Source organism: Streptomyces sp. NPDC059695 (genome assembly GCF_042733785.1).
In the GTDB taxonomy this organism is placed as follows: domain Bacteria; phylum Actinomycetota; class Actinomycetes; order Streptomycetales; family Streptomycetaceae; genus Streptomyces.
This window is the reverse complement of sequence record NZ_JBHWFF010000010.1, coordinates 157,526-176,532: the sequence shown is the minus strand read 5'-3', so window position 1 is coordinate 176,532 and position 19,007 is coordinate 157,526. Positions and strand designations below refer to the sequence as shown.

At 74.9% G+C, this 19,007-nt stretch carries 18 protein-coding genes; 15 read left to right on the top strand and 3 right to left on the bottom strand.

Features of this window, described 5'->3' with window-relative positions:
• The first annotated feature begins 355 nt into the window (after positions 1–355).
• The 3 genes from ACFV2S_RS15235 (at position 356) to ACFV2S_RS15225 (ending at position 3,656) form a co-directional block, all read left to right on the top strand.
• Positions 356–997: a hypothetical protein gene (locus tag ACFV2S_RS15235; protein WP_385558172.1), complete on the top strand. Its 642-nt coding sequence runs from the start codon at positions 356–358 to the stop codon at positions 995–997.
• Positions 998–1,071: 74 nt separating this feature from the next.
• Positions 1,072–1,620: an FABP family protein gene (locus ACFV2S_RS15230; protein WP_385558169.1), complete on the top strand. Its 549-nt coding sequence runs from the start codon at positions 1,072–1,074 to the stop codon at positions 1,618–1,620.
• Between the two features lie 23 nt (positions 1,621–1,643).
• Positions 1,644–3,656, top strand: coding sequence for a prolyl oligopeptidase family protein (locus tag ACFV2S_RS15225; RefSeq protein ID WP_385558166.1), 2,013 nt, complete (start codon positions 1,644–1,646; stop codon positions 3,654–3,656).
• A 3-nt stretch (positions 3,657–3,659) separates the two neighbouring features.
• Here ACFV2S_RS15225 and ACFV2S_RS15220 read toward each other — a convergent pair whose 3' ends face one another.
• Positions 3,660–4,658, bottom strand: coding sequence for a LuxR family transcriptional regulator (locus ACFV2S_RS15220; RefSeq protein WP_385558163.1), 999 nt, complete (start codon positions 4,656–4,658; stop codon positions 3,660–3,662).
• Between the two features lie 158 nt (positions 4,659–4,816).
• On the opposite strand from ACFV2S_RS15220, the gene ACFV2S_RS15215 reads away from it, so the two are divergent.
• The 12 genes from ACFV2S_RS15215 to ACFV2S_RS15160 all read left to right on the top strand — a co-directional run bounded on the left by ACFV2S_RS15215 (position 4,817) and on the right by ACFV2S_RS15160 (position 17,781).
• On the top strand, positions 4,817–6,229 hold the full coding sequence (locus ACFV2S_RS15215; protein WP_385558160.1) for an aminopeptidase P family protein: 1,413 nt from the start codon (positions 4,817–4,819) through the stop codon (positions 6,227–6,229).
• A gap of 186 nt (positions 6,230–6,415) precedes the next feature.
• Entirely contained in the window at positions 6,416–7,597 is a 1,182-nt protein-coding gene (locus ACFV2S_RS15210) for an exo-alpha-sialidase (protein WP_385558348.1), read from the top strand.
• 133 nt (positions 7,598–7,730) lie between these two features.
• A complete protein-coding gene (locus ACFV2S_RS15205) occupies positions 7,731–8,381 on the top strand; it encodes a choice-of-anchor M domain-containing protein (RefSeq protein WP_385558157.1) in 651 nt (216 codons plus the stop codon).
• 108 nt (positions 8,382–8,489) lie between these two features.
• Positions 8,490–9,668, top strand: coding sequence for a choice-of-anchor M domain-containing protein (locus ACFV2S_RS15200; protein WP_385558154.1), 1,179 nt, complete (start codon positions 8,490–8,492; stop codon positions 9,666–9,668).
• Positions 9,665–11,194 carry an anchored repeat ABC transporter, substrate-binding protein gene (locus ACFV2S_RS15195; RefSeq protein WP_385558151.1) on the top strand — a complete coding sequence of 510 codons (1,530 nt, stop codon included), beginning with the start codon at positions 9,665–9,667 and terminating at the stop codon, positions 11,192–11,194. Before ACFV2S_RS15200 ends, ACFV2S_RS15195 begins: the two co-directional genes overlap by 4 nt.
• 5 nt (positions 11,195–11,199) lie before the next feature.
• Positions 11,200–12,834: a choice-of-anchor M domain-containing protein gene (locus tag ACFV2S_RS15190; RefSeq protein ID WP_385558148.1), complete on the top strand. Its 1,635-nt coding sequence runs from the start codon at positions 11,200–11,202 to the stop codon at positions 12,832–12,834.
• Positions 12,831–13,553, top strand: coding sequence for an anchored repeat-type ABC transporter ATP-binding subunit (locus ACFV2S_RS15185; RefSeq protein WP_385558145.1), 723 nt, complete (start codon positions 12,831–12,833; stop codon positions 13,551–13,553). The genes ACFV2S_RS15190 and ACFV2S_RS15185 overlap by 4 nt, the downstream gene beginning before the upstream one ends.
• Complete coding sequence (locus ACFV2S_RS15180) at positions 13,550–14,533, top strand: anchored repeat-type ABC transporter permease subunit (protein ID WP_385558142.1); 984 nt, start codon at positions 13,550–13,552, stop codon at positions 14,531–14,533. Before ACFV2S_RS15185 ends, ACFV2S_RS15180 begins: the two co-directional genes overlap by 4 nt.
• 28 nt (positions 14,534–14,561) lie before the next feature.
• A complete protein-coding gene (locus tag ACFV2S_RS15175; RefSeq protein WP_385558139.1) occupies positions 14,562–14,972 on the top strand; it encodes an STAS domain-containing protein in 411 nt (136 codons plus the stop codon).
• Between the two features lie 80 nt (positions 14,973–15,052).
• Positions 15,053–15,568: a PadR family transcriptional regulator gene (locus tag ACFV2S_RS15170; RefSeq protein WP_385558136.1), complete on the top strand. Its 516-nt coding sequence runs from the start codon at positions 15,053–15,055 to the stop codon at positions 15,566–15,568.
• A 102-nt stretch (positions 15,569–15,670) separates the two neighbouring features.
• Positions 15,671–16,885 carry a DUF2306 domain-containing protein gene (locus ACFV2S_RS15165; protein WP_385558134.1) on the top strand — a complete coding sequence of 405 codons (1,215 nt, stop codon included), beginning with the start codon at positions 15,671–15,673 and terminating at the stop codon, positions 16,883–16,885.
• Positions 16,882–17,781 (top strand): hypothetical protein, encoded by a 900-nt coding sequence (locus ACFV2S_RS15160; protein ID WP_385558131.1) that lies wholly within the window; start codon positions 16,882–16,884, stop codon positions 17,779–17,781. Before ACFV2S_RS15165 ends, ACFV2S_RS15160 begins: the two co-directional genes overlap by 4 nt.
• Here the strand turns inward: ACFV2S_RS15160 and ACFV2S_RS15155 are convergent.
• Entirely contained in the window at positions 17,778–18,317 is a 540-nt protein-coding gene (locus ACFV2S_RS15155) for a GNAT family N-acetyltransferase (RefSeq protein ID WP_385558128.1), read from the bottom strand. The two genes, ACFV2S_RS15160 and ACFV2S_RS15155, sit on opposite strands and share 4 nt — an antisense overlap.
• A 58-nt stretch (positions 18,318–18,375) precedes the next feature.
• The gene (locus tag ACFV2S_RS15150; RefSeq protein ID WP_385558126.1) at positions 18,376–18,924 is read right to left on the bottom strand and encodes a hypothetical protein; all 549 of its coding nucleotides are present in this window, start codon (positions 18,922–18,924) and stop codon (positions 18,376–18,378) included.
• Positions 18,925–19,007 lie beyond the last annotated feature (83 nt).

Below are 19,007 nucleotides of genomic sequence, written 5' to 3'. Positions count from 1 at the left end.
CTCCGCCGCTGGCTGACCCCGTGGGCGTACGACCCGCCGGCCTTCCTCGACGCCGGTGCGGCGGTCTCCGGCTACGTCCCGGACACCTCGGGCGGCGACGACCGCGCCTTCTACGGGGGCCTGTACACGACCGGTCTGCAGATCCGCTTCGGCACCGTGTTCGTCTCCTTCGTGCTCGGCGCCCTCCTCCTGATCCGCAGGCTGCCGCCGGTGGGCGGGCGCACGACGGCCGCGTTCCTCGCGCTCTGGGCCTGGGCCGCGGTGGCCGGGACCCTCGCGGTCGCCGTGTCCGCTGCCGTGGCTGATCGCCTCGACCGGACACGGCAGTTACCGCTTCCTGCCCCAGCTGGCGAACGTGATCGCCTCCGGACGGCAGCTCCCCGTGGCCGTCGGGCTCGTCGTCGCGGCAGCGACCGTCCTCGTCGCACGGATCACCGCCGGGAACGCGGACCGGCCGCCGCGGACCGACGTCCCGGCCCGCCCCGCCCGCCTGGCCGCCACCGCGGGGGCCGCGGTGATCGCGCTGTCCCTCGTCGTCCTCTCGTACCGGTCCGTCGCCGCCGCCCTCCAGGCGTTCTCCCCGGCCGGCGGACTCCTGTCCGAACCGGGCGACCTGCTGCGCCAGTGGCTGCTGCTCGGCGCCTGGTCCGGCCCCGAGGGCGGCCCGCTCGGCGACTGGCTCCTCCACCGCGCCCCCGACGTCCTCCTCCTCGCCGTCGTCTGGTGGGCCCTGCGCCGCCTGCCCGGGCTGCTCACCCGCGCCACGCTCCCCGCGATGGCCGTCGGCGCGGTCTGCGCGACCGTCATCGGACTCCTCGCGAGCCAGCTCCTCCGGATCGCGGTCACCCGGATCGGTGCGGACCAGGGCCTCCCGTACTCCTCCGCCGGCGTCGGCGACGGCATCCCGGCCGCCCTCCTCCTCGGCACGGTGGCGGGCGTCGCCACCACGCTCGTGCTCCGGGCGTCCCTGCGCGGCACCCGGGCGGCGGGCGCCTAAGCTGCCGTCCGGCCCCCCGGCCCCCGGCGCACAGGCTGCGACACGGCACCGAACCCGACCCAGGAGCACACCCCATGGACGACCGCGACCGGCAGTACCCCTACCCCGACGCGTTCCACGAGGGCGAGGCGCCCGCGCCGCACCCGCTGCTCGCGCCGGTGACCGGGCTGCTCGGCACCTGGACCGGGCACGGGCGGGGCGGCTACCCCACGCTCGCCGAGGAGTTCGCGTACCGGCAGGAGGTCACCTTCAGCCATGACGGGCGCCCCTTCCTGCACTACGTGGCACGGGCCTGGCTGATCGACGAGGACGGCACGCCGCTGCGGCCCTCGGCCCGGGAGAGCGGCTGGTGGCGGCTCCAGCCCGAGGGCCGCGTCGAGGCGCTGATCACCCAGCCCACCGGCATCGCGGAGATCGCCGTAGGGCGCGCGGACGGGACGACCGTCGACCTCGCCACCGAGCAGGTCGCCCTCGCCCCCACCGCCAAGCAGGTCGACGCGACCCGCCGCCGCTACACCCTCACCGGCGGGGACACCCTCGACTTCGTCCACGACCTCGCCGCCGTCGGCCGGCCGCTCCAGCACCACCTGGCGGTGCGGCTGCACCGGGCGCACCGCGACTGACCGCGGTCCCGCACAATACGGGGGTGAACGAAGACGACCCGTACCTGTGGCTGGAAGACATCTCCGGCGAGGCCGCCCTCGCGTGGGTGGCCGAGCGGAACGCCGAGACGGCGGAGGCGCTGGCCGCCGACGCCGGGTTCGCCCCGCTGAAGGCGCGCGTCCGTGAGGTGCTCGACGCCTCGGACCGCATCCCGTACACCGTCCGGCGCGGTGCGTTCCTCTACAACTTCTGGCGCGACGCCGAGCACGTGCGCGGGGTCTGGCGGCGCACGACCCTGGAGCAGTACCGCAAGGACGCCCCCGAGTGGGAGGTGCTCCTCGACGTCGACGCCCTCGCCGCGGCCGAGGACGAGAAGTGGGTGTGGGACGGGGCGCGGGTGCGCCGCCCCGCCCACGACCGGGCCCTGGTGCGGCTGTCACGGGACGGCGGGGACGCCGTCGTGGTCCGTGAGTTCGACCTGACGGCGGGGGAGTTCGTCGAGGGCGGCTTCGAGGTGCCGGAGGCGAAGACCCGCATCGGCTGGATCGACGACGACACCGTCTTCGTCGGCACGGACACCGGACCGGGCTCGCTGACCGGGTCGGGTTACCCCCGCACGGTCCGCCGCTGGCGGCGCGGCACGCCCGTCGAGGAGTCCGAGCTCGTGTACGAGGCCGCCGACGGCGACGTGTCGGCCTGGGGCTACCGCGACGACACGCCCGGTTTCGAGCGGGACTTCGTCGGCCGTTCCCTGGACTTCTTCCGCAGCGAGACGTACCTCCTGCGGCCCGACGGCACGACCGAGCGCGTCGACGTCCCCGAGGACGCCCTCGTCGACGCCCACCGCCGGCACCTGCTCGTCACCCTGAAGTCCGACTGGCTCGGGCAGCCCACCGGTTCGCTCCTCGCCTTCGACTTCGACGCCTTCCTCGCCGGCGACCGCACCGCCGAGGTGCTGTTTACCCCGGACGAGCGGACCGCCCTCTCCGGTCACTCCTGGACCAGGCACCACCTGATCCTGGAGACGATGCGGGACGTCAGCACCCACATCGAGGTCCTCACCCCCGGCCGCGACGGCGCCGGCTGGACGCGGACGCCGCTCGTCGGCGTCCCGCCGCTGTCCGCCGTCGGCGTCGTGGACACGGATCCGGACGTCTCCGACGAGTACTTCCTCGACGTCTCGGGCTTCCTCCAGCCCTCCAGCCTCCACCGCGGGCACGTCGGCGGCGACACGGAGGTCCTCAAGCGGGCCCCGGACCGCTTCGACACCACCGGACTCACGGTCCGGCAGCACTTCGCGACCTCCGAGGACGGCACCCGGGTGCCCTACTTCGTCATCGGCCCCGACCACGCCGTCAGCGGCCCGGGACCGGCCCTGCTGTACGGCTACGGCGGCTTCGAGGTCTCCCTCACCCCCTTCTACGGCGCCGTCACCGGCCGCGCCTGGCTGGAGGGCGGCGGCACCCACGTCATCGCGAACATCCGGGGCGGCGGCGAGTACGGACCGGACTGGCACCAGGCCGCGCTCGGCGCGGACCGGCCGCGGGCCTTCGAGGACTTCGCCGCCGTCGCCCGGGACCTCGTGGCCCGCGGCATCACCACCCCCGAGCGGCTCGGCGCATCGGGCGGCAGCAACGGCGGCCTGCTCATGGGCGCCATGCTCACCCGCTACCCCGAGCTGTTCGGCGCGATCGTCGCCCAGGTCCCGCTGCTCGACATGACCCGCTTCCACAAGCTCCTCGCCGGAGCCTCCTGGATCGCCGAGTACGGCGACCCCGATGACGCGGCCGACCTCGCCCACCTGCGCGAACTGTCGCCGTACCACCGGCTCGCGGCCGACCGGACCTATCCGCCGGTCCTCCTGATGACGTCGACCCGCGACGACCGGGTGCACCCCGGCCACGCGCGCAAGACGGCCGCCCGGCTCCGGGAACTCGGCCACCCGGTGCTGTTCCACGAGAACACCGGAGGCGGCCACGCGGGCGCCGGGGACAACGAACAGGCCGCCCACAACAGCGCCCTCGTGCACACCTTCCTCCGGCAGCACCTCGCCTGAGTCTCAGAGCCACCCCTGGCGCTGCGCCTGCAGCGCCATCTGGAAGCGGCTCGTGGCGCCCAGCCGGGCCATGAGGACCTGGATCCGGCGGAAGAGCGTGCGGCGGCTGACCCCGATCTCCCGGGCGATCACGTCGTCGCCCGCACCGCCCGCGAGCAGCCAGAGGAGCCGGCGGTCGGAGGGCAGCAGTCCGGCGGGCAGCACGCCCGCCGGACGGGTCGTGCGGCCGTGGAACGGCAGGGCGGTCCGCCAGGTCTGCTCGAACAGGGCGATGAGCGCCGAGAGGAGCCCGCACGGCTGCACGACCAGCATCGTGTTGTGCACGTCCGCCTCCCTGATCGACAGCGACACCAGCGCGTACGACTCGTCGATGATGATCAGCTTGACCGGGAGCTGCGGCAGCACCCGGGCCTGCTCACCCGCCTCGATGCACGGCTCGATGCCCGTCCGCATGGTGTCCGGGTGCTCCAGGGACGCCTGCGAGTAGATGACCCGCTGCGTCACCCCCCGGGCCAGGGTCGCCAGCGCGTCGTCGGTCGAGCCCGGAATGGGCGTGTACGGGGGCGTGTCGAACTGCCGGATCTGTTCGCGGGCACTGCTCCACGCCTGCCGGGACCGGGGGCCGATGGCATCCCCGGTCACGACCTCCACGAGATCGTCGTTGTACGCGGCGAGCCGCTGCCGCCGGAACGACTCGAAGGCGCCGCCCACGGTGATCCGCGACTCGTCGAGCTCGGCCGCCCGGTGCCGCCCCAGGATCTCCAGACCCGCGGCCGGGGGCACCGGGGCCACCAGGTCCGGGCCCTGCGACGCGGGGCTCGCCAGACCCGCGTCGACCAGTTCCCCGTACGCCGCGGACAGCGCCGGACCGCCGAGACCGGCCGCGTCGCCGACCGCGCTCAGCGGCGCGGGGCCGAGGTCGAGGAGCCGGACGTAGACCCGCCGTGCCTCGTCCCCGATCCCGAGGAGCCGCAGCGCCTCACCGAGCTTCTCGTTCGCCATGGACCGCATTATCGACCGGCCCCGGACCTCCCCGCCTCCCGGGTGTGGCCGATTCGTGCCACTGGCGGATCAGGGCACCGGGAGGGCCCGCGGCGACGTACCGTCCGGGTGCCGCCGACGTCCGGCGGCCGAGAAGTACCGGGAAGAAGGTGCAGGACGTGGCGAAGGGTCGCAAGAACGGCCTCTACGAAGGCGTCTCCGAGGAGCTCTCCGCTCTGATGAGGACGGGGTGGGCGGACACCGAGCGGCACGACCTCGAACCGGCCGAGCAGGCCCCGTACGCGGCCGCACGCCGCGCCGCGCTCTCCGCGCTGTTCCCGGGCGAGCGCCTGATCGTCCCCTCGGGGAACCTCAAGACCCGCTCCAACGACGACACCTACCCGTTCCGCCCGTACTCCGGTTACGTGCACATGACCGGAGACCAGGCCCGCGACGGCGCCCTCGTCCTCGAACCCCGCGCCGACGGCGGCCACGACGCCTACTGCTACCAGCTGCCCCGCGACAGCCGGGACAACGACGAGTTCTGGATCGGCTACACGGCCGAGCTCTGGATGGGCCGCCGCCGCTCGCTCGCCGAGGCGGAGACCGTCCTCGGACTGCCCTGCCGCGACGTCCGCACCGTCACCGAGGACCTCGCCGCCGGCTCCGGCGTGCCGACGCGGATCGTCCGGGGCGTCGACGCGGCCCTCGAAGCCGCCGTCTCCACCGACGAGGAGCGCGACGCCGAGCTGGAGGGCGCGCTCAGCGACCTCCGCCTCGTCAAGGACGCGTGGGAGCTCGGCGAGATGCGCAAGGCGGTGGACTCGACCGTGCGCGGATTCACCGACTGCGTCGCCGAGCTCTCCCGTGCCGTCGCCTCCTCCGAGCGCTGGATCGAGGGCACCTTCTTCCGCCGCGCCCGCCTGGAGGGCAACCACGTCGGCTACGGCTCGATCTGCGCCGCCGGCGACCACGCCACGATCATGCACTGGACCGACAACGACGGCCCGGTGCGCCCCGGCGAGCTGCTGCTCCTCGACGCCGGCGTGGAGACGCACTCCCTCTACACCGCCGACGTCACCCGCACCCTCCCCATCAGCGGCACCTTCACCCCGGTCCAGCGCCAGGCGTACGACGCCGTGTACGAGGCGCAGGAGGCGGGCATGGCCGCGGTGAAGCCGGGCGCCCCGTACCGCGACTTCCACGAGGCCTCGCAGCGCCACCTGACGGCGCGCCTCGTCGAGTGGGGCTTCATCGAGGGTCCCGTCGACCGCGCGTACGAGCTCGGCCTCCAGCGCCGCTTCACCATGGCCGGCACCGGCCACATGCTCGGCCTGGACGTCCACGACTGCGCGCAGGCCCGCACGGAGGAGTACGTCGACGGCGTCCTCGAACCGGGCATGGTGCTCACGGTCGAGCCCGGCCTGTACTTCCAGCCGGACGACCTGACCGTGCCCGAGGAGTGGCGCGGCATCGGCGTCCGCATCGAGGACGACCTCGTCGTCACCGAGGACGGCCACGAGAACCTGTCGGCCGGTCTGCCGCGCTCCTCGGCCGAGGTCGAGGCGTGGATGGCCCGCTTCGCGGGCTGATCCGTCGTCCCGCACGCGGGGCCGGGGGGCGGCCGGGCGGGGCCCCCGGCCGCCGCCCCCGCCCCGCCCCCCCCGCGTGTTGCCCCGGTGTTCCTCCCGGCGTCCCGTCGGGCGGGGACTGTGGGGCGGATGGGGCGTGTGACGGTGAAGTGCTTGGGGCTGCTCCTCCTGCTGGTGTGCGCGGGCCTGTACGCCGCGGACCGGGGCGGGCCCGGAGCCGCCGGAGCGCCCGGCCCGACGGCGGCCCCGGCCGGGTGCCAGGTCTCCGTCCCGTACGCCGCCGGGGCCGGCGGCTACGCGAGCTACCGCATCCCCGCCGTCGTGATGACCCGCGCCGGGACCGTGCTCGCCTTCGCCGAGGGCCGCAGGGGCGGGGCCGGGGACACCGGCGACATCGACATCGTGGTACGCCGGTCGGGCGACGGCGGCTGTACGTGGGAGCCGCAGACGGTCGCCGCCGAGGGGCGCGGTGACACCCGCGGGAACCCCGCGCCGGTCGTCGACCCGCGATCGGGCGACGTGGTGCTGCTCAGCTCGTTCAACGGCGCGGAGGCCACGGAGCGGCGGATCCTGCGCGGCGAGGTCGCCCCGGCGCGCGGGCGCCGGGTGTTCGTCCAGCGCAGCTCCGACGACGGGCGGACGTTCTCCGCGCCGGAGGAGATCACCGCGCGCGTGAAGGAGCCCGGCTGGCGCTGGTACGCCACCGGTCCCGGCCACGCCCTCGCCCTGACCCGGGGCCCGCACGCCGGGCGGCTCGTCGTGCCCGCCGACCACTCGGCGGCGCCGCCCGCGGGTTCACCGGACACCGGCGAGGAGCCCCGGTACTACGGGGCGCACGCCCTCCACAGCGACGACGGCGGCCGCACCTGGTCCCTCGGCCTCGTGGACGACACCTACGACGGGTTCGTCAACGCCAACGAGACGGCGGTCGCCCAACTCCCGGACGGCAAGCTGTACTTCAGTTCTCGCGACCAGCTGGGGACGAGTCCGGGCAACCGCGCCGACGCCACCTCGCGCGACGGCGGCCGGAGCCTCGACCGCCCCTTCGCGCCCCAGCACGCCCTGGACCGCGTGCCCGTGGTGCAGGGCGGCCTGCTGTACGTGGGCGGGCCGGACGGGCTGCTGCTGTTCTCGGCCCCCTCGGTGCCGACCGCGCGCGAGGAGCCGGCCCTGTGGAGCAGCGGGGACGGCGGGCGGACCTTCACGAAGGCGCTGACGGTGGACCGGCGGAAGGCCGGCTACTCGGACCTGGTGCCCCTGGACGCCGCGACGGTCGGCCTGCTGTACGAGACCGGGACGAGGAGTCCGTACGAGACCGTCGAGTTCCGGCGGATTCCCCTGCGGGCGCTCACCGGCGCCGCGCGGTAGCGCGCGAGCACCTCTGGAACGGCCGCCCCGTGCGGGGTGTCCCCACGCGGCACCCGCTTGCCATCTCTTAATGAAAATGATTATCGTCTTCCTTGTTCGCGCACACTCACCATTCGCCCAAGGGGGGCTTCTCTTGCGTGTCTTCACGCGTTCTCTCACGCTGGCCGGAACCATTGCCGCGACCCTCGCCGTCGGCGGACTCACCGCCGCCCACGCCGCCGGAACCACCCTCTCCCAGGGGCACGTCGACGTCCTCGACGTCGAGTACGACGGCACCGCCCTCGCCCTGCACGTCCACGACGAGTCCGTCACCCCGGGCGTCGAGTACGCCCCCGCCGACGTCGTGCTCAAGGCCCTGCCGGCCGCCGCCTACACCGTCCCCACCGGCACCTGCTACAGCCACCTCGGCACCGCGGGAACCACCGTCCACCGCCTGCCGCAGACCCAGAACACCGGACTGCTCTGGCCCGGCATATCCGGCGAACACCTCGCCACCGGCGTCTTCCAGGGCGACAAGGTGCAGGTCGAGCTCACCTCCCTGAGCGGCCCCGGCAAGCTCACCGTCTACAAGAACGGGCTCTGCCCCCGGAACAACCGCGCCTACGACAGCGGCGACGCCACCCTCGCCAACACCCGGGACATCGCCGCCGCCGAGCACGACCACGCCAACTGGGTCTTCACGAAGGCCGGTTCGTACACCGCGACCTTCAGCGTCCGCGGCACCCTGACGAACGGCACCGCGGTCGGCCCGGCCTCCGCCACGTACACCTTCCAGGTCGGCTGACGCCCACCCCTCCATGAGCCCCGCGCCGGGGGCGGGGCGACCCTCCCTGTGCACCGCCTCCGGCGCGGCCGTGGTCTCCCGTACGCCTCCCGAAGGAGCCGCCCCGTCATGCGGGCCCGCAGCACCCCCTCCCTCCCACCGGCCCTCGCACTCATCGTCGCGGTCGCGCTCGCCCTGTCGTCCGGCGCGCCACCCGCGCACGCGGCCGAACCGCCCCCGCGCGAAGCCCCCGCGGGCGAGCGCGTCGTCCTCGACGGCGGCCACCTCGACCTCGCCGCCCGGCTGACCGGCGGCCGCCTCGCGTTCCGCGTCAAGGACGGCACCGTCCCCGGCGCCACCGTCTGGCGCGAACCCTCCGACGTCCTCCTCCACTTCGACCCGCGCCACGAGATCGTCATCCCTCCGCGCGAGGAGGTCCCGCAGCTGGAGGGGTTCGGCGCTCCCGGCGCGAGCCTCTGGGTCGACAAGGACTTCGCTTCGACCGAGGGTCTCCTCTGGCCCGGCTGGAACACGCTCGGCATCCTTCCCGCCGACGTGACCGGCGGCGTGGAGGTCGCCTTCTCCGGGGTCCGGGGGCCGGGCCGGTTCGTCCTCGGACGGTGGGAGGACGACCCCGAACTCGGCCTGCGCATCGGCGTCGACGTCGACAGTGCGAGGGCCCGCCCCGGCACCGTCCGCCTGCCGTCCTTCACGCACGCCCACCCGCTGTGGATCTTCGACAGGGAGGGCGTCTACCGGATCACCCTGGAGATGAGCGCCACCCTGCCCTCCGGGGCGAGGGTCTCCGACCGCGAGACGCTCGCCGTCGTCGTGGGCGACATCGACCCGTCGACCGTCGAGCCGGGCCCGGGGGAGGAGACGCCGGGGCCCACGCCCCCACCGACCTCGCCCACGCCGACTTCGACGTCCACCCCTTCATCCCCGGTGACCCCGTCCGCGTCCGGTGGGCCGACTCCGGCTCCGACTCCGACCCCGTCCGGTACGCGGACTCCGCCCCCGTCCGCGTCCGTTGCGCAGACTCCGACCCCGGGCCGTACGTCCACGGGCGCGGCGCCTCCGGTGCAGGGCCCGGCGCGTACGACCTCGGCCGCCACCCCGCTCGCGCCCTTCCCGACGGCCGGCCGTACCTCGGCTCCGGCCCCTGCGGCCCCCTCGGGCGGCGGCCGGCTGGCGGCCACCGGCGCGGTCCCGCTCGCCCTGCCGGCCGGTCTGGCCGCCGCCGCTCTGGCGGCCGGGGCCGTGACGGTCGTCCTCGTCCGCGTCCGTGGGAAGCGGGCGGCCCGGTGAACGCTCCCCGCACCGCCCTCGCGTTCGTGCTCGGCACCGCGCTGCTGCTGTCCGGCTGCGGCCCCGGTCCCGGGAGCGGGAGCGGCGGCAGGGCCGCGCTGACGGTCTCCACGACCACCGCGATCCTCGCCGACCTCGTGCGCAACGTCGGCGGCGACCGGGTCGACGTGGCCTCCGTCGTCCCGCGCCACGGCGATCCGCACTCCTACGAGCCCAGCCCCGGCGACGCGGCCCGCGTCGCGCGCTCGGACCTCGTCCTCAGCAACGGGCTCCTCCTCGAAGAGCCCGGGATCATGAAGATGATCCACACCAACGCCCCCGGCGGAACCCCCAAGGTGCCCCTCGGCGAACGCCTCGAACAGTACGGCGGCTCCGCCATCAGGCTCACGGAGGACCTCGGGCTCGACGTGCTCTGGCTGGGCTGGGCCGTCGAGGGCGAGGTGGCGGGCGACGGCTCCCACGTCCGGACGACCGCGACCGCGCTGGAAGGCCCCGGCGACCTCCACGTCTACCTGACCGACACGCTCGGCATCCCGCAGGTCGTCGTCGACTCCACCGACGGATTCGGTGCCGAGGACTCCTTCACCCTGCCGCCCGAGGCGCACACCCACGTCAACTGGGCCTTCAGCAGGCCCGGTACGTACCGGCTGACCGTACGGGGACGGACCGAGACGCTCGACGGGAGGACCGCGCCGATCGGCGGCGGAACCGTCACGTTCGTCGTCGGCGACACCCCCGCACCGGCGGGCAGGACCGTCCTCGACGGCGGGCATGCCGACATCGCGCTCGACACCCGGACCGGGTCCGTGCGGATCCGCTCCGACGACCCGGCGACCGGCCGGCGCGTGCACCGCTCCCCGGACACCGTCGTCCTCTCCGTACCGCAACGGGCCGGGGAGACCGTCCCCCGCGAGGAGGCCTACCGCTTCCTCGGCCGGCCCGGGGCCCCTCTGTGGGTGCTGCCGCAGGCCGTCCTCGGCCGCCACGTGCACGGCGACACCGACCCCCACACGTGGGAGGACGTCGCCAACGCCGAGGCCTACGTCCGCCGGATCGAGGAGGAGCTGACGAAGGCCGACCCGGAGGGCGGTGCCACGTACCGGCGGAACGCCGCCCGGTACCTGAAGCGGCTCGCCGCCCTGGACGACGAGGTGGCCAGGACGCTCGGCCGGGTCCCGGAGGCGAACCGGAGACTGATCACCACCCACGACGCCTTCGGCTACCTCGCCCACGCCTACCACCTGGAGATCGCCGGGTTCGTCGTCCCGGTCCCCAGCCGCGAGCCGAGCGCCGCCGAGATCGCGCGCCTGCGCGCGACGATCCGCGACCGCGAGGTGCCCGCCGTCTTCGTGGAACCCAACCTGGCGGCCCGCGCGGACGTGCTGCGCCGGGTGGCGGAGGACGAGGGCGTCGCCGTCTGCACGCTCTACGGCGACTCCTTCGACTCCGCGGTCCACGACTACGTCTCGATGATGCGCCACAACGCGAACGAACTGGCCCGCTGCCTGGGCCGGGAGAGGAGGTGAGCCCGATGGGGCTCGCACGGAACACGGGCGTCGCCCTGGCGGCGGCCGGGGCACTGGCCCTCGGCGGCACGGCGGCGGCCGGACCGCCGACGGACACGACCGCGCCGGTGACACCGGGCCGGGCCGGGACGGGGTGGGCCGACGGGGTGCTGGACCTCGGCGGGAACGGCGTGCTCGACCTCGACGACACCCACCGGGTCGCGGGCGAGGACGGCACGGTCCGCTGGGAGTTCACCCCGCCGTGGGACACCACGGAACTCCCGGAGGGCGGCTCGGTCCGCTGGTCCCTGACCGGGGCGGAGGGGCCCGGCACGGTGACCGTGCACGGGACCGAGGAGGGCCGTCCGCACGGCGCGCCCGCCGTGTGGTTCGACAGCTCCGACGGACTCCCCGACGTCTCCGCGCTCCCGGCGGGCGCCCGGGGCCTGAGCCGCTGGGCCTTCTCCGCCCCGGGGGTCTACCGGCTCGCCCTCGCGGCCCAGGCCGAGCCCGAGGCAGAGGCCGAGCCCGCCGCGACCGCCACGGCCGCACTCACGGTACGGGTCGGGGGCACCGCACCCGCCCCGGCGCCGTCCCCCTCTGTCCCTGCCTCCGTTTCGCCCTCCGCTTCAGCCTCCACTCCTGTCGAGGTGCCCCCGGCGCCTGGGGAGCGGTCGTCCGCACCCCGGCTCTCCGCCGCCGTCGCCCCCGTGCGGGAGGCGGCGACGGAGCGGACGGTCCTCGACGAGGGCCACGTCGACATCGCCGCGCGCGTGGTGGCCGGCAGGCTCCAGATCCAGGTGAAGGACGGGACGGTGCCGGGCAGGGCCGTCTGGCGCGAGCCCTCCTCGCTGGTCCTCCGGGTCAAGCCCGAGGCCCGCAGGAGCGTTCCGGCCCACCCGGACTTCGCCTTCCTGGGGAAGGCCGGCGCGCCGGTGTGGCTGCTCGACCAGGTCCAGCGGCCGGGACTGCTCTGGCCCGGCTGGTCCACGGACAACATGGCGGCGGGCGCCACGCGGGGCGAGATCGCCTTCTCCCTGGTGAAGGCCGAAGGCCCGGGCCCGTTCGCCCTCTTCACCTATGACGGGCTGTCCGGCGCGTCCGTCCGCTTCGCGAGCGCGGACGGGGTGCCCGACACCTTCGGCGTCCCCCAGAACACGCACGCCCACGGCGGCTGGGCCTTCGGCGCCGAGGGCACGTACCGGCTGACCCTCACCATGTCCGGGCTCCTCGCGGACGGGACGCGGACGAGCGACACCGAGACGCTGACCTTCGAGGTCGGTTCCGGGGCGGGTCGTCCGGACACCGGTACGAGTGCGAGTACGGGGACGAGTTCAGGCTCGGGTTCCGCCTCCGCCTCCGGCTCCGTTTCCGATTCCGGTTCTGGTTCCGGTTCTGCTTCCGGGGCGTCGTCGGGCGGGTCCGTCACGGGCGGGCCGGAGGCCGAGGGCACCGCCACCACCGGCACAGCGGGCACCCCCGCCACCACCGGCACTCCGGACACCACCGCCACCCCCGAGGGCCCGGCCACCAGCGGCCCCCGCGGCTCCATGGCCGCCACCGGGGCCGGGTCCACCGTGCTGTCGGCCGGCGCCGCCGCGGCGCTCGCCGTCCTGGGCGCCGGGGCCGTGCTGTTCGCCCGCCGGAGGCGCCGCGCATGAGCGACGACCACGAGAACCTGCTGCGGGTCCGCTCCGTCTCCGTCGCGCTCGGTGGCCGTACGGCCGTCGCGGACGCCTCGCTCACGGTGTCCGGCGGCGAACTCGTCGGGCTGCTCGGCCCGAACGGCGCGGGGAAGACCACCCTCCTGCGCGCCGTCCTCGGGCTCCTCCCGCCGTCGGCCGGATCGGTCGAGGCCCGCGGACCCGTCGGCTACGTGCCCCAACGGCACGAGTTCGCCTGGGACTTCCCGATCGACGTCGCGGGTGCGGTGCTCAGCGGGCGCACCCGGACCGTGGGCCCGCTGCGCCGGCCCGGGAGGCACGACCGCGCGGCGGCCGACGAGGCCCTGGAGCGGGCCGGTCTCACCGCGCTGCGCCGCCGCCCGATCGGCGAGCTGTCCGGCGGGCAGCGCCAGCGCGTCCTGGTGGCGCGCGCCCTGGCCGTCGAGCCCCGGCTGCTGCTCCTGGACGAGCCGTTCACCGGGGTCGACGTACCCACGCAGGACCTGCTGAACGAGCTGTTCGGCCGGCTCGCGGCGGAGGGGAGAGGACTGCTCATGACCACGCACGACCTGGCCGCCGCCGCCCGCACCTGCACCCGGGTGCTCCTCCTGAACCGGAGCATCGTCGCCGGGGGAGGTCCCGAACTCCTCGCGGACGCCGGCCAGATGCTCCGCGCCTTCGGCCTGGACCGGGGCCGGACGGGGGAGGCGGAGTGAACGGGTTCCTCGCGCTCCTCGCCGAGCCGTGGTCGCTGCCGTTCATGCGGCGCGCCTTCGCGGTCTCGGCGGTCGTCGGCCTCGTGTGCGGGGTCGTCGGCGTGTACGTCGTGCTGCGGGGCATGGCCTTCATCGGGGACGCCGTCGCCCACTCCGCCTTCCCAGGGGTGGCCCTCGCGTACGCCTTCGAGGGCAACCTGCTCCTGGGCGGCGCGGCGGCCGGTGTCACGACGGCGGTCCTCATCGCGTTCGTCTCGCAGAACCGGCGGCTCAAGGAGGACACCGTCATCGGGGTGTTCTTCGCCTTCGCCTTCGGGCTCGGCATCGTCCTCGTCTCGACCCGCGACAGCTGGACGACGGACCTGTCGTCGTTCCTCTTCGGGCAGGTCCTGGCCGTCGACGCGGCGGACCTGTGGCGGGTGGCCGTCCTCGGGGCGGTGCTCGTCGCCGTCGTCCTGGCGCTCCGGAAGGAGCTGGTCGCGGTCGGCCTCGACCGCGAGACGGCCCGGGCCTCGGGGCTCCCCGTCCTGTCGCTCGACCTGACCCTGTACGTCGTGGTGACGGCCACCGTCGTCATGTCCCTGGAGGCCGTGGGGAACGTCCTGGTCCTCGCGCTGCTGATCACCCCGGCGGCGACGGCCCGGCTGCTCACCGAGCGGCTGTGGGCGATGACCCTGCTGGCGTCGGTCCTCGGCTGCGCGGGGAGCGTCGCCGGGCTGTACGTGAGCTACGCGTACGACCTGGCGGCCGGCGGCTCGGTCGTCGTCGTCCTGACCGGGGTCTTCGCCCTGGTCTGGCTGCTGGCGCCGCGCCACGGCCTCGCCGCCCGGGCCCGCGGACGCAGGCACCGGCGCGCCGTACACATGTCCGGGCCGCGCGCGTCCGAACGAGAGAAGAGGGCGCGAATGTTCACCGATTCAGGTGATAGCGGTGGAGGCGAAACGTCCCTCCCCGCAGGGGGGCGGCCACGCTCGACCTGACACATGGAGCCACCCTGTGGAGCGTCCGATGCAGCTGATCCCCCGTCATGACCCGTACCTCGTCGTCCGTGCGAACGGCGGGGTCACGGTCGCCGTCCTCCGGGGCGAGCTCGACCTCGTGCTGGTGCGGCACCTGCGGCCCGAGCTCGACGCCCTCGCCCGGGAGGCCGAGGCCCTGACCGTCGACATCCGGCGCCTCACCTTCTGCGACGCCACCGGGCTCGGTCTCCTCGCCCACTGCGCCGGGCGCGTGCACCGGCGCGGTGCGCGCTGGCGGCTCATCTGCGAGGAGCCGTGGATCCTGCGGCTCATCCGGCTGACCGCGCTCGCCGACCTGCTCCGCCCCGAACCGGGGTCGCCGGAGGCGCTCGGTCGGGCGGACCCGGGCGCGACGGTTCCGCTCCCGTCCGAGCCCGGCGCGACATGGCCCGTCCCGTAGGCGGCGATCACCGCCCGGGCCCGGGCGCGGAGCCGGAGGAGCACGGGCGGCCCGTGCCGTCGCCGCGATACCGTCGCCGCATGTCTGAAGTCCGCTTGACCACGCCTTCCTTCCTCGTGCTCGGCATCATCGACAAGCTGGGCGAGGCCACCCCGTACGACGTGAAGGTGGAGGCCGCGCGGACGGTGGCCCCGTTCTGGTCGATGCCGCACGCCCAGGTGTACGCGCAGTGCGACCGGCTCCTGGAGGCGGGGCTGCTGTCGGAGGTGCGACAGCCCGGCGGGCGCAACCGGCGCCTGATGAGCCTGACGGACGAGGGGGCGGCGGCGCTGCGCGGCTGGCTGGCCGATCCCGCCTTCGTCCCCGTCGAGGCCCGCGAACGCGGCATCCTCAAGCTGTGGTTCGGCGCCAGCCCGCGCGTCCACGCCCCGGTCCAGATCGACGAGCACCGCAGGACCCTGGACGGGTACGAGGGCCTCGCGCACGACGTCGGCGAGCTGCTGACGCGGGGGCAGCGCGAGGCGCTGGAGTTCGGCATCCGGTATGAGCGGATGATGGTCGATTTCTGGCAGTGGGTGGAGAGCCGCGAGCCCTGATCCCGCCACCGGCCTTTTGTTACCCACCGGTTGACCCCGGTCGCGTCCCGCCCTACCTTCCTCCATAGTCCAGACAGGACTATGGAGGAAGGGGGAACCGCCATGGGGCGTCCGACCGGCACGCGAGCGCGGTGGGGGAGGGCGGCCGCCGTCGCGGTGACCGTGGTCTGCCTGGCGTACGCGCCGATCGCCATGACCGGGATCTTGCCGTACGCCCGGCCGGGAGCGCCCGCGCTCGGCGAGTGGCTCCTCGGCCGCTCCGTCTCCCCGGAGTTCGTGGCCGAGGCCGTGCGCGACCGGATGGGACCGTACGGCCGCAGCCTCGTCCCCCTGCTCGCGCACTCGGTCCTGGGCGGCCTCCTCATGCTGCTGGGACCCGTGCAGCTGCTCTCCGCCGTCCGGCGCCGCGTCCCGCTGCACCGGATCGCCGGGACCGTCTTCGCGGTCACCGTGTACGCGTCGATGGCGGGCGCCGCGCTCTACCTGGTGCGCACCCCGCCGGCGGAGGCGTTCAGCGGGGCCGCCTTCTGGATCGTCCTCGCCACCATCCTGGCCGGCACCGTCGGCAGCGTGACCTTCGGCGTCCTCGCGGCCCTCCGGGGCCTCCCCGACCTCCACCAGCGCTGGATGCTGCTCTGCTACGGCTTCCTGATGACCGCCCCGCTGCTCCGGATCGAATGGGGCCTCCTGCCCTCGTTCTATCCCGGGCTCGGCCTCGCGGACATCAACCGGGTCGCGATCATGCACCTCGGCGCGCTCGTCTCCTTCGGCGCCCTCCTCGCCTCCCGCGCCCTGGACCGGCGGGCCACCGTCCCCGGCGTGACCGGCACCTGGTGCCCCCCGCCGGTGCGGATCGCGGCCCATCTCGCGGGCGCCGCGGGCCTGGTGTGGATCACGGCGGCGTTCCTCGACGAGGGGACCGCCGGGCGGCGGCTGCTCCTCGCGTACCTCGTCCCGTACGCCGTGACGTACGCCGTCATCGCCGTCCGGGCGGCGCGCGCCGGCGCCCGGGGCGCGGACTGGGCGCGCGAGGAGTGGTCGCTGCACCTCGCCGCGCTCTGCCTGGCCCCCGCCTTCTCCGCGGTGACCGTGCCCGTACTCGAACGGACTCTGGGCCTCGACCGGCTCACGGCCCTCGTCGCGGGCGTCGGCATCGGCTGCGGCATGCTCGCGTACGCGGCCGTCACGGTGGTGAGCCTGCGGATCCTGTACGCGCGTGAAGTCCTCAGACGGCAGCAGGAGTTCGCCGATCTTCCCACGAGCCCGGCGAACGCTCCGGCCGCCGTGGGCACCCCCGCGGAAGGAGCCAGGGGATGAGCGCGAGCGGGCAGGAGGCGGCCACCCGCGCGGAAGGCCCCGAGGGACGGGCGCTCTCGCCCGCGGTCGTGGTCCTGAGCGGTGCCGTCGGCGGCATCAGCGCCACGGTCGGCACCCTGCTCGCCGTGGCGGGCCTGACGGGGCACGCGGCGGGCGCCTGGGTGTCGCCCGAGGCGCTGAGCCCCGGCCTCGTCGGGGCGGCCATGGCGGGCGTGGCGCCCGCGCTGTTCACGATCGGCCGGGCCCGCGTCTGGGAGGAGGCGAGGAGCCTGGCGCTGCCGCTCGCGATCGTCCTCGTCGGCCTGTTCACGGTGACCCTGCTGAACGCCGGAAGCCTCCAGGCCGCACGCGGCGGCCCGCTGTTCCTCGCCCTCTTCAGCCTCGGCTGGGTCGCCGTCCTCGGCGTCCTCGCCCTCGCCGCGGTCGGCTGCCTCGCGGCGCAGTACCGCAGGCGGCCCGTCGGCCCGGGAGCGGCACGGCGGCGTCCGGTCGCACCGCTCCCCGCCTGGTCGAAGCCGCCGCTCGCCGTGCTCGGCTCGGGATGGCTCGGCATCGGCGCCGGCCTGCTGTTCTTCCCCGCCTTCTGGGGAGCGCTGCTCCCCTGGACGGTGAACCGCGCCGACGCCCAGGGCCTCGGCGTGTGGGCGCTCGCGCTCGGCGTCGGCGTCCTCGGCTCCCTGGCGGAGGACGACCTGGCCCGGATCCGCCCCGCCCTCGGGGCCGTACCGGCGGTGGCCCTCGCCCTCGCCGCGGTCCTCGCCGCCCGTGCCTCCGCGGTCGACTGGACCTCGGGCCCCGGGGCCGCCCTCGTCACCCTCGTCGCCGGACTCCTGGGCACGGGCCTCTCGGGCCGGTGGCTCCTCGCCCGCGCGGTCCGGGCGGGCGACACCCCCTAGGAGCGGCCGGACTTCCACTCGTCGGCGAGGAGGCCGAGCAGCACCTCGTCCAGGAACTCGCCCAGGACCCAGGCGGAGGAGCGCAGCACGCCCTCGCGGACGAAGCCGTTGCGCTCGGCGGAGCGCAGCATCGCGGCGTTGTCCGCCAGCGTCTCGATCTGCAGCCGCTGGAGGCCGCGCACGGCGAAGCCGTAGTGGCAGAGCACGGCGACCACGTCCGTGCCGTAGCCCTTGCCGCGGGCCGAGGGGAAGAGCCCCAGGCCGATGTGCGCGTTCCGGCTGTGGTTGTCGATGCCCCACAGGTTCGCGCTGCCGATCAGCGTGCCGCCCTCCAACTCCACGACGGAGAAGGGGACGTTCCGCTCGTTGGTGTCGTCCACCACGAGCCGGGGGTCCCTCGCGCCGGGCGTGATCGGCCGCCACGCCGCGGCCCCGGACCGAGAGCCGTTGACCACGTCGTCGTGGAGCTCGGTCCGCAGGAGCGGGATGTCTTCCTCGTGGCGGGCCCTGAGCCCGATCGTGGTACCTCGCAGCATGCGGGATTCCTATCGGAGCGGACGCGCCCCGGCAAACGAATACGCGTGCGCGTGCGGCTCACGGGCGCCATCGCGGCGCCCCGTCGTCCGGTGTGTCCGGGCTCCCGAAGTGGAAGGGCACCGCGAGGTGTCGGGCCAGGGCCCGGCCGGCCGATCCGGCGGCCGCGGCCGCCGGGTGGAGCAGCCCCCGGGCCCGGGCCTCGCCCAGATGTGCCACCGCGGTCTCCCGGTGGATCACGGCGAGCTCGTGCTCGCCGGCGGGATCGTCCGTGAGCGCGAGGAGGAGCACGAACCAGTCGTGCACGGTGTCGCCGTCCCAGATCGCCTCGACCGCGACCACGCGCCCCGGACAGCCCGAGGCCCGCGCCGCCAGCGACTCCGTGTCCAGGGGGCTCGGAGGGGTGCGCGCGATCCGGTCGCCGTGGTGGAGGTACCGGTCGTGGACGACCCGCTCCGCGTCGTGGAGCCCCAGACCGCGGCTCCGGCAGGTCTGCCAGACGATCCTCACCGCCTGGAGCCGGGCGTCCTGGAGGACGTACCCGTCGACCTGACTCCGGATGCCGTCCGGCAGCAGCTCCCACCACGCGGACGTCGACGACTCGGTCATGCGGATCCTCCCCCTGATCTCCGGACCATGAGGCTAGCCGCGGGTCGCGGACGCGCGCCCGGGGGTTTCCGTCCGCCCCGGAG

Bases quoted from the DNA above. Each gene is read 5' to 3' on its own strand.
- ACFV2S_RS15230 (WP_385558169.1), top strand. From the start codon at position 1,072: ATGGACGACCGCGACCGGCAGTACCCCTACCCCGACGCGTTCCACGAG.
- ACFV2S_RS15220 (WP_385558163.1), bottom strand. From the start codon at position 4,658: ATGGCGAACGAGAAGCTCGGTGAGGCGCTGCGGCTCCTCGGGATCGGG.
- ACFV2S_RS15200 (WP_385558154.1), top strand. From the start codon at position 8,490: ATGCGGGCCCGCAGCACCCCCTCCCTCCCACCGGCCCTCGCACTCATC.
- ACFV2S_RS15190 (WP_385558148.1), top strand. From the start codon at position 11,200: ATGGGGCTCGCACGGAACACGGGCGTCGCCCTGGCGGCGGCCGGGGCA.
- ACFV2S_RS15185 (WP_385558145.1), top strand. From the start codon at position 12,831: ATGAGCGACGACCACGAGAACCTGCTGCGGGTCCGCTCCGTCTCCGTC.
- ACFV2S_RS15175 (WP_385558139.1), top strand. From the start codon at position 14,562: ATGCAGCTGATCCCCCGTCATGACCCGTACCTCGTCGTCCGTGCGAAC.
- ACFV2S_RS15170 (WP_385558136.1), top strand. From the start codon at position 15,053: ATGTCTGAAGTCCGCTTGACCACGCCTTCCTTCCTCGTGCTCGGCATC.
- ACFV2S_RS15165 (WP_385558134.1), top strand. From the start codon at position 15,671: ATGGGGCGTCCGACCGGCACGCGAGCGCGGTGGGGGAGGGCGGCCGCC.
- ACFV2S_RS15160 (WP_385558131.1), top strand. From the start codon at position 16,882: ATGAGCGCGAGCGGGCAGGAGGCGGCCACCCGCGCGGAAGGCCCCGAG.
- ACFV2S_RS15155 (WP_385558128.1), bottom strand. From the start codon at position 18,317: ATGCTGCGAGGTACCACGATCGGGCTCAGGGCCCGCCACGAGGAAGAC.
- ACFV2S_RS15150 (WP_385558126.1), bottom strand. From the start codon at position 18,924: ATGACCGAGTCGTCGACGTCCGCGTGGTGGGAGCTGCTGCCGGACGGC.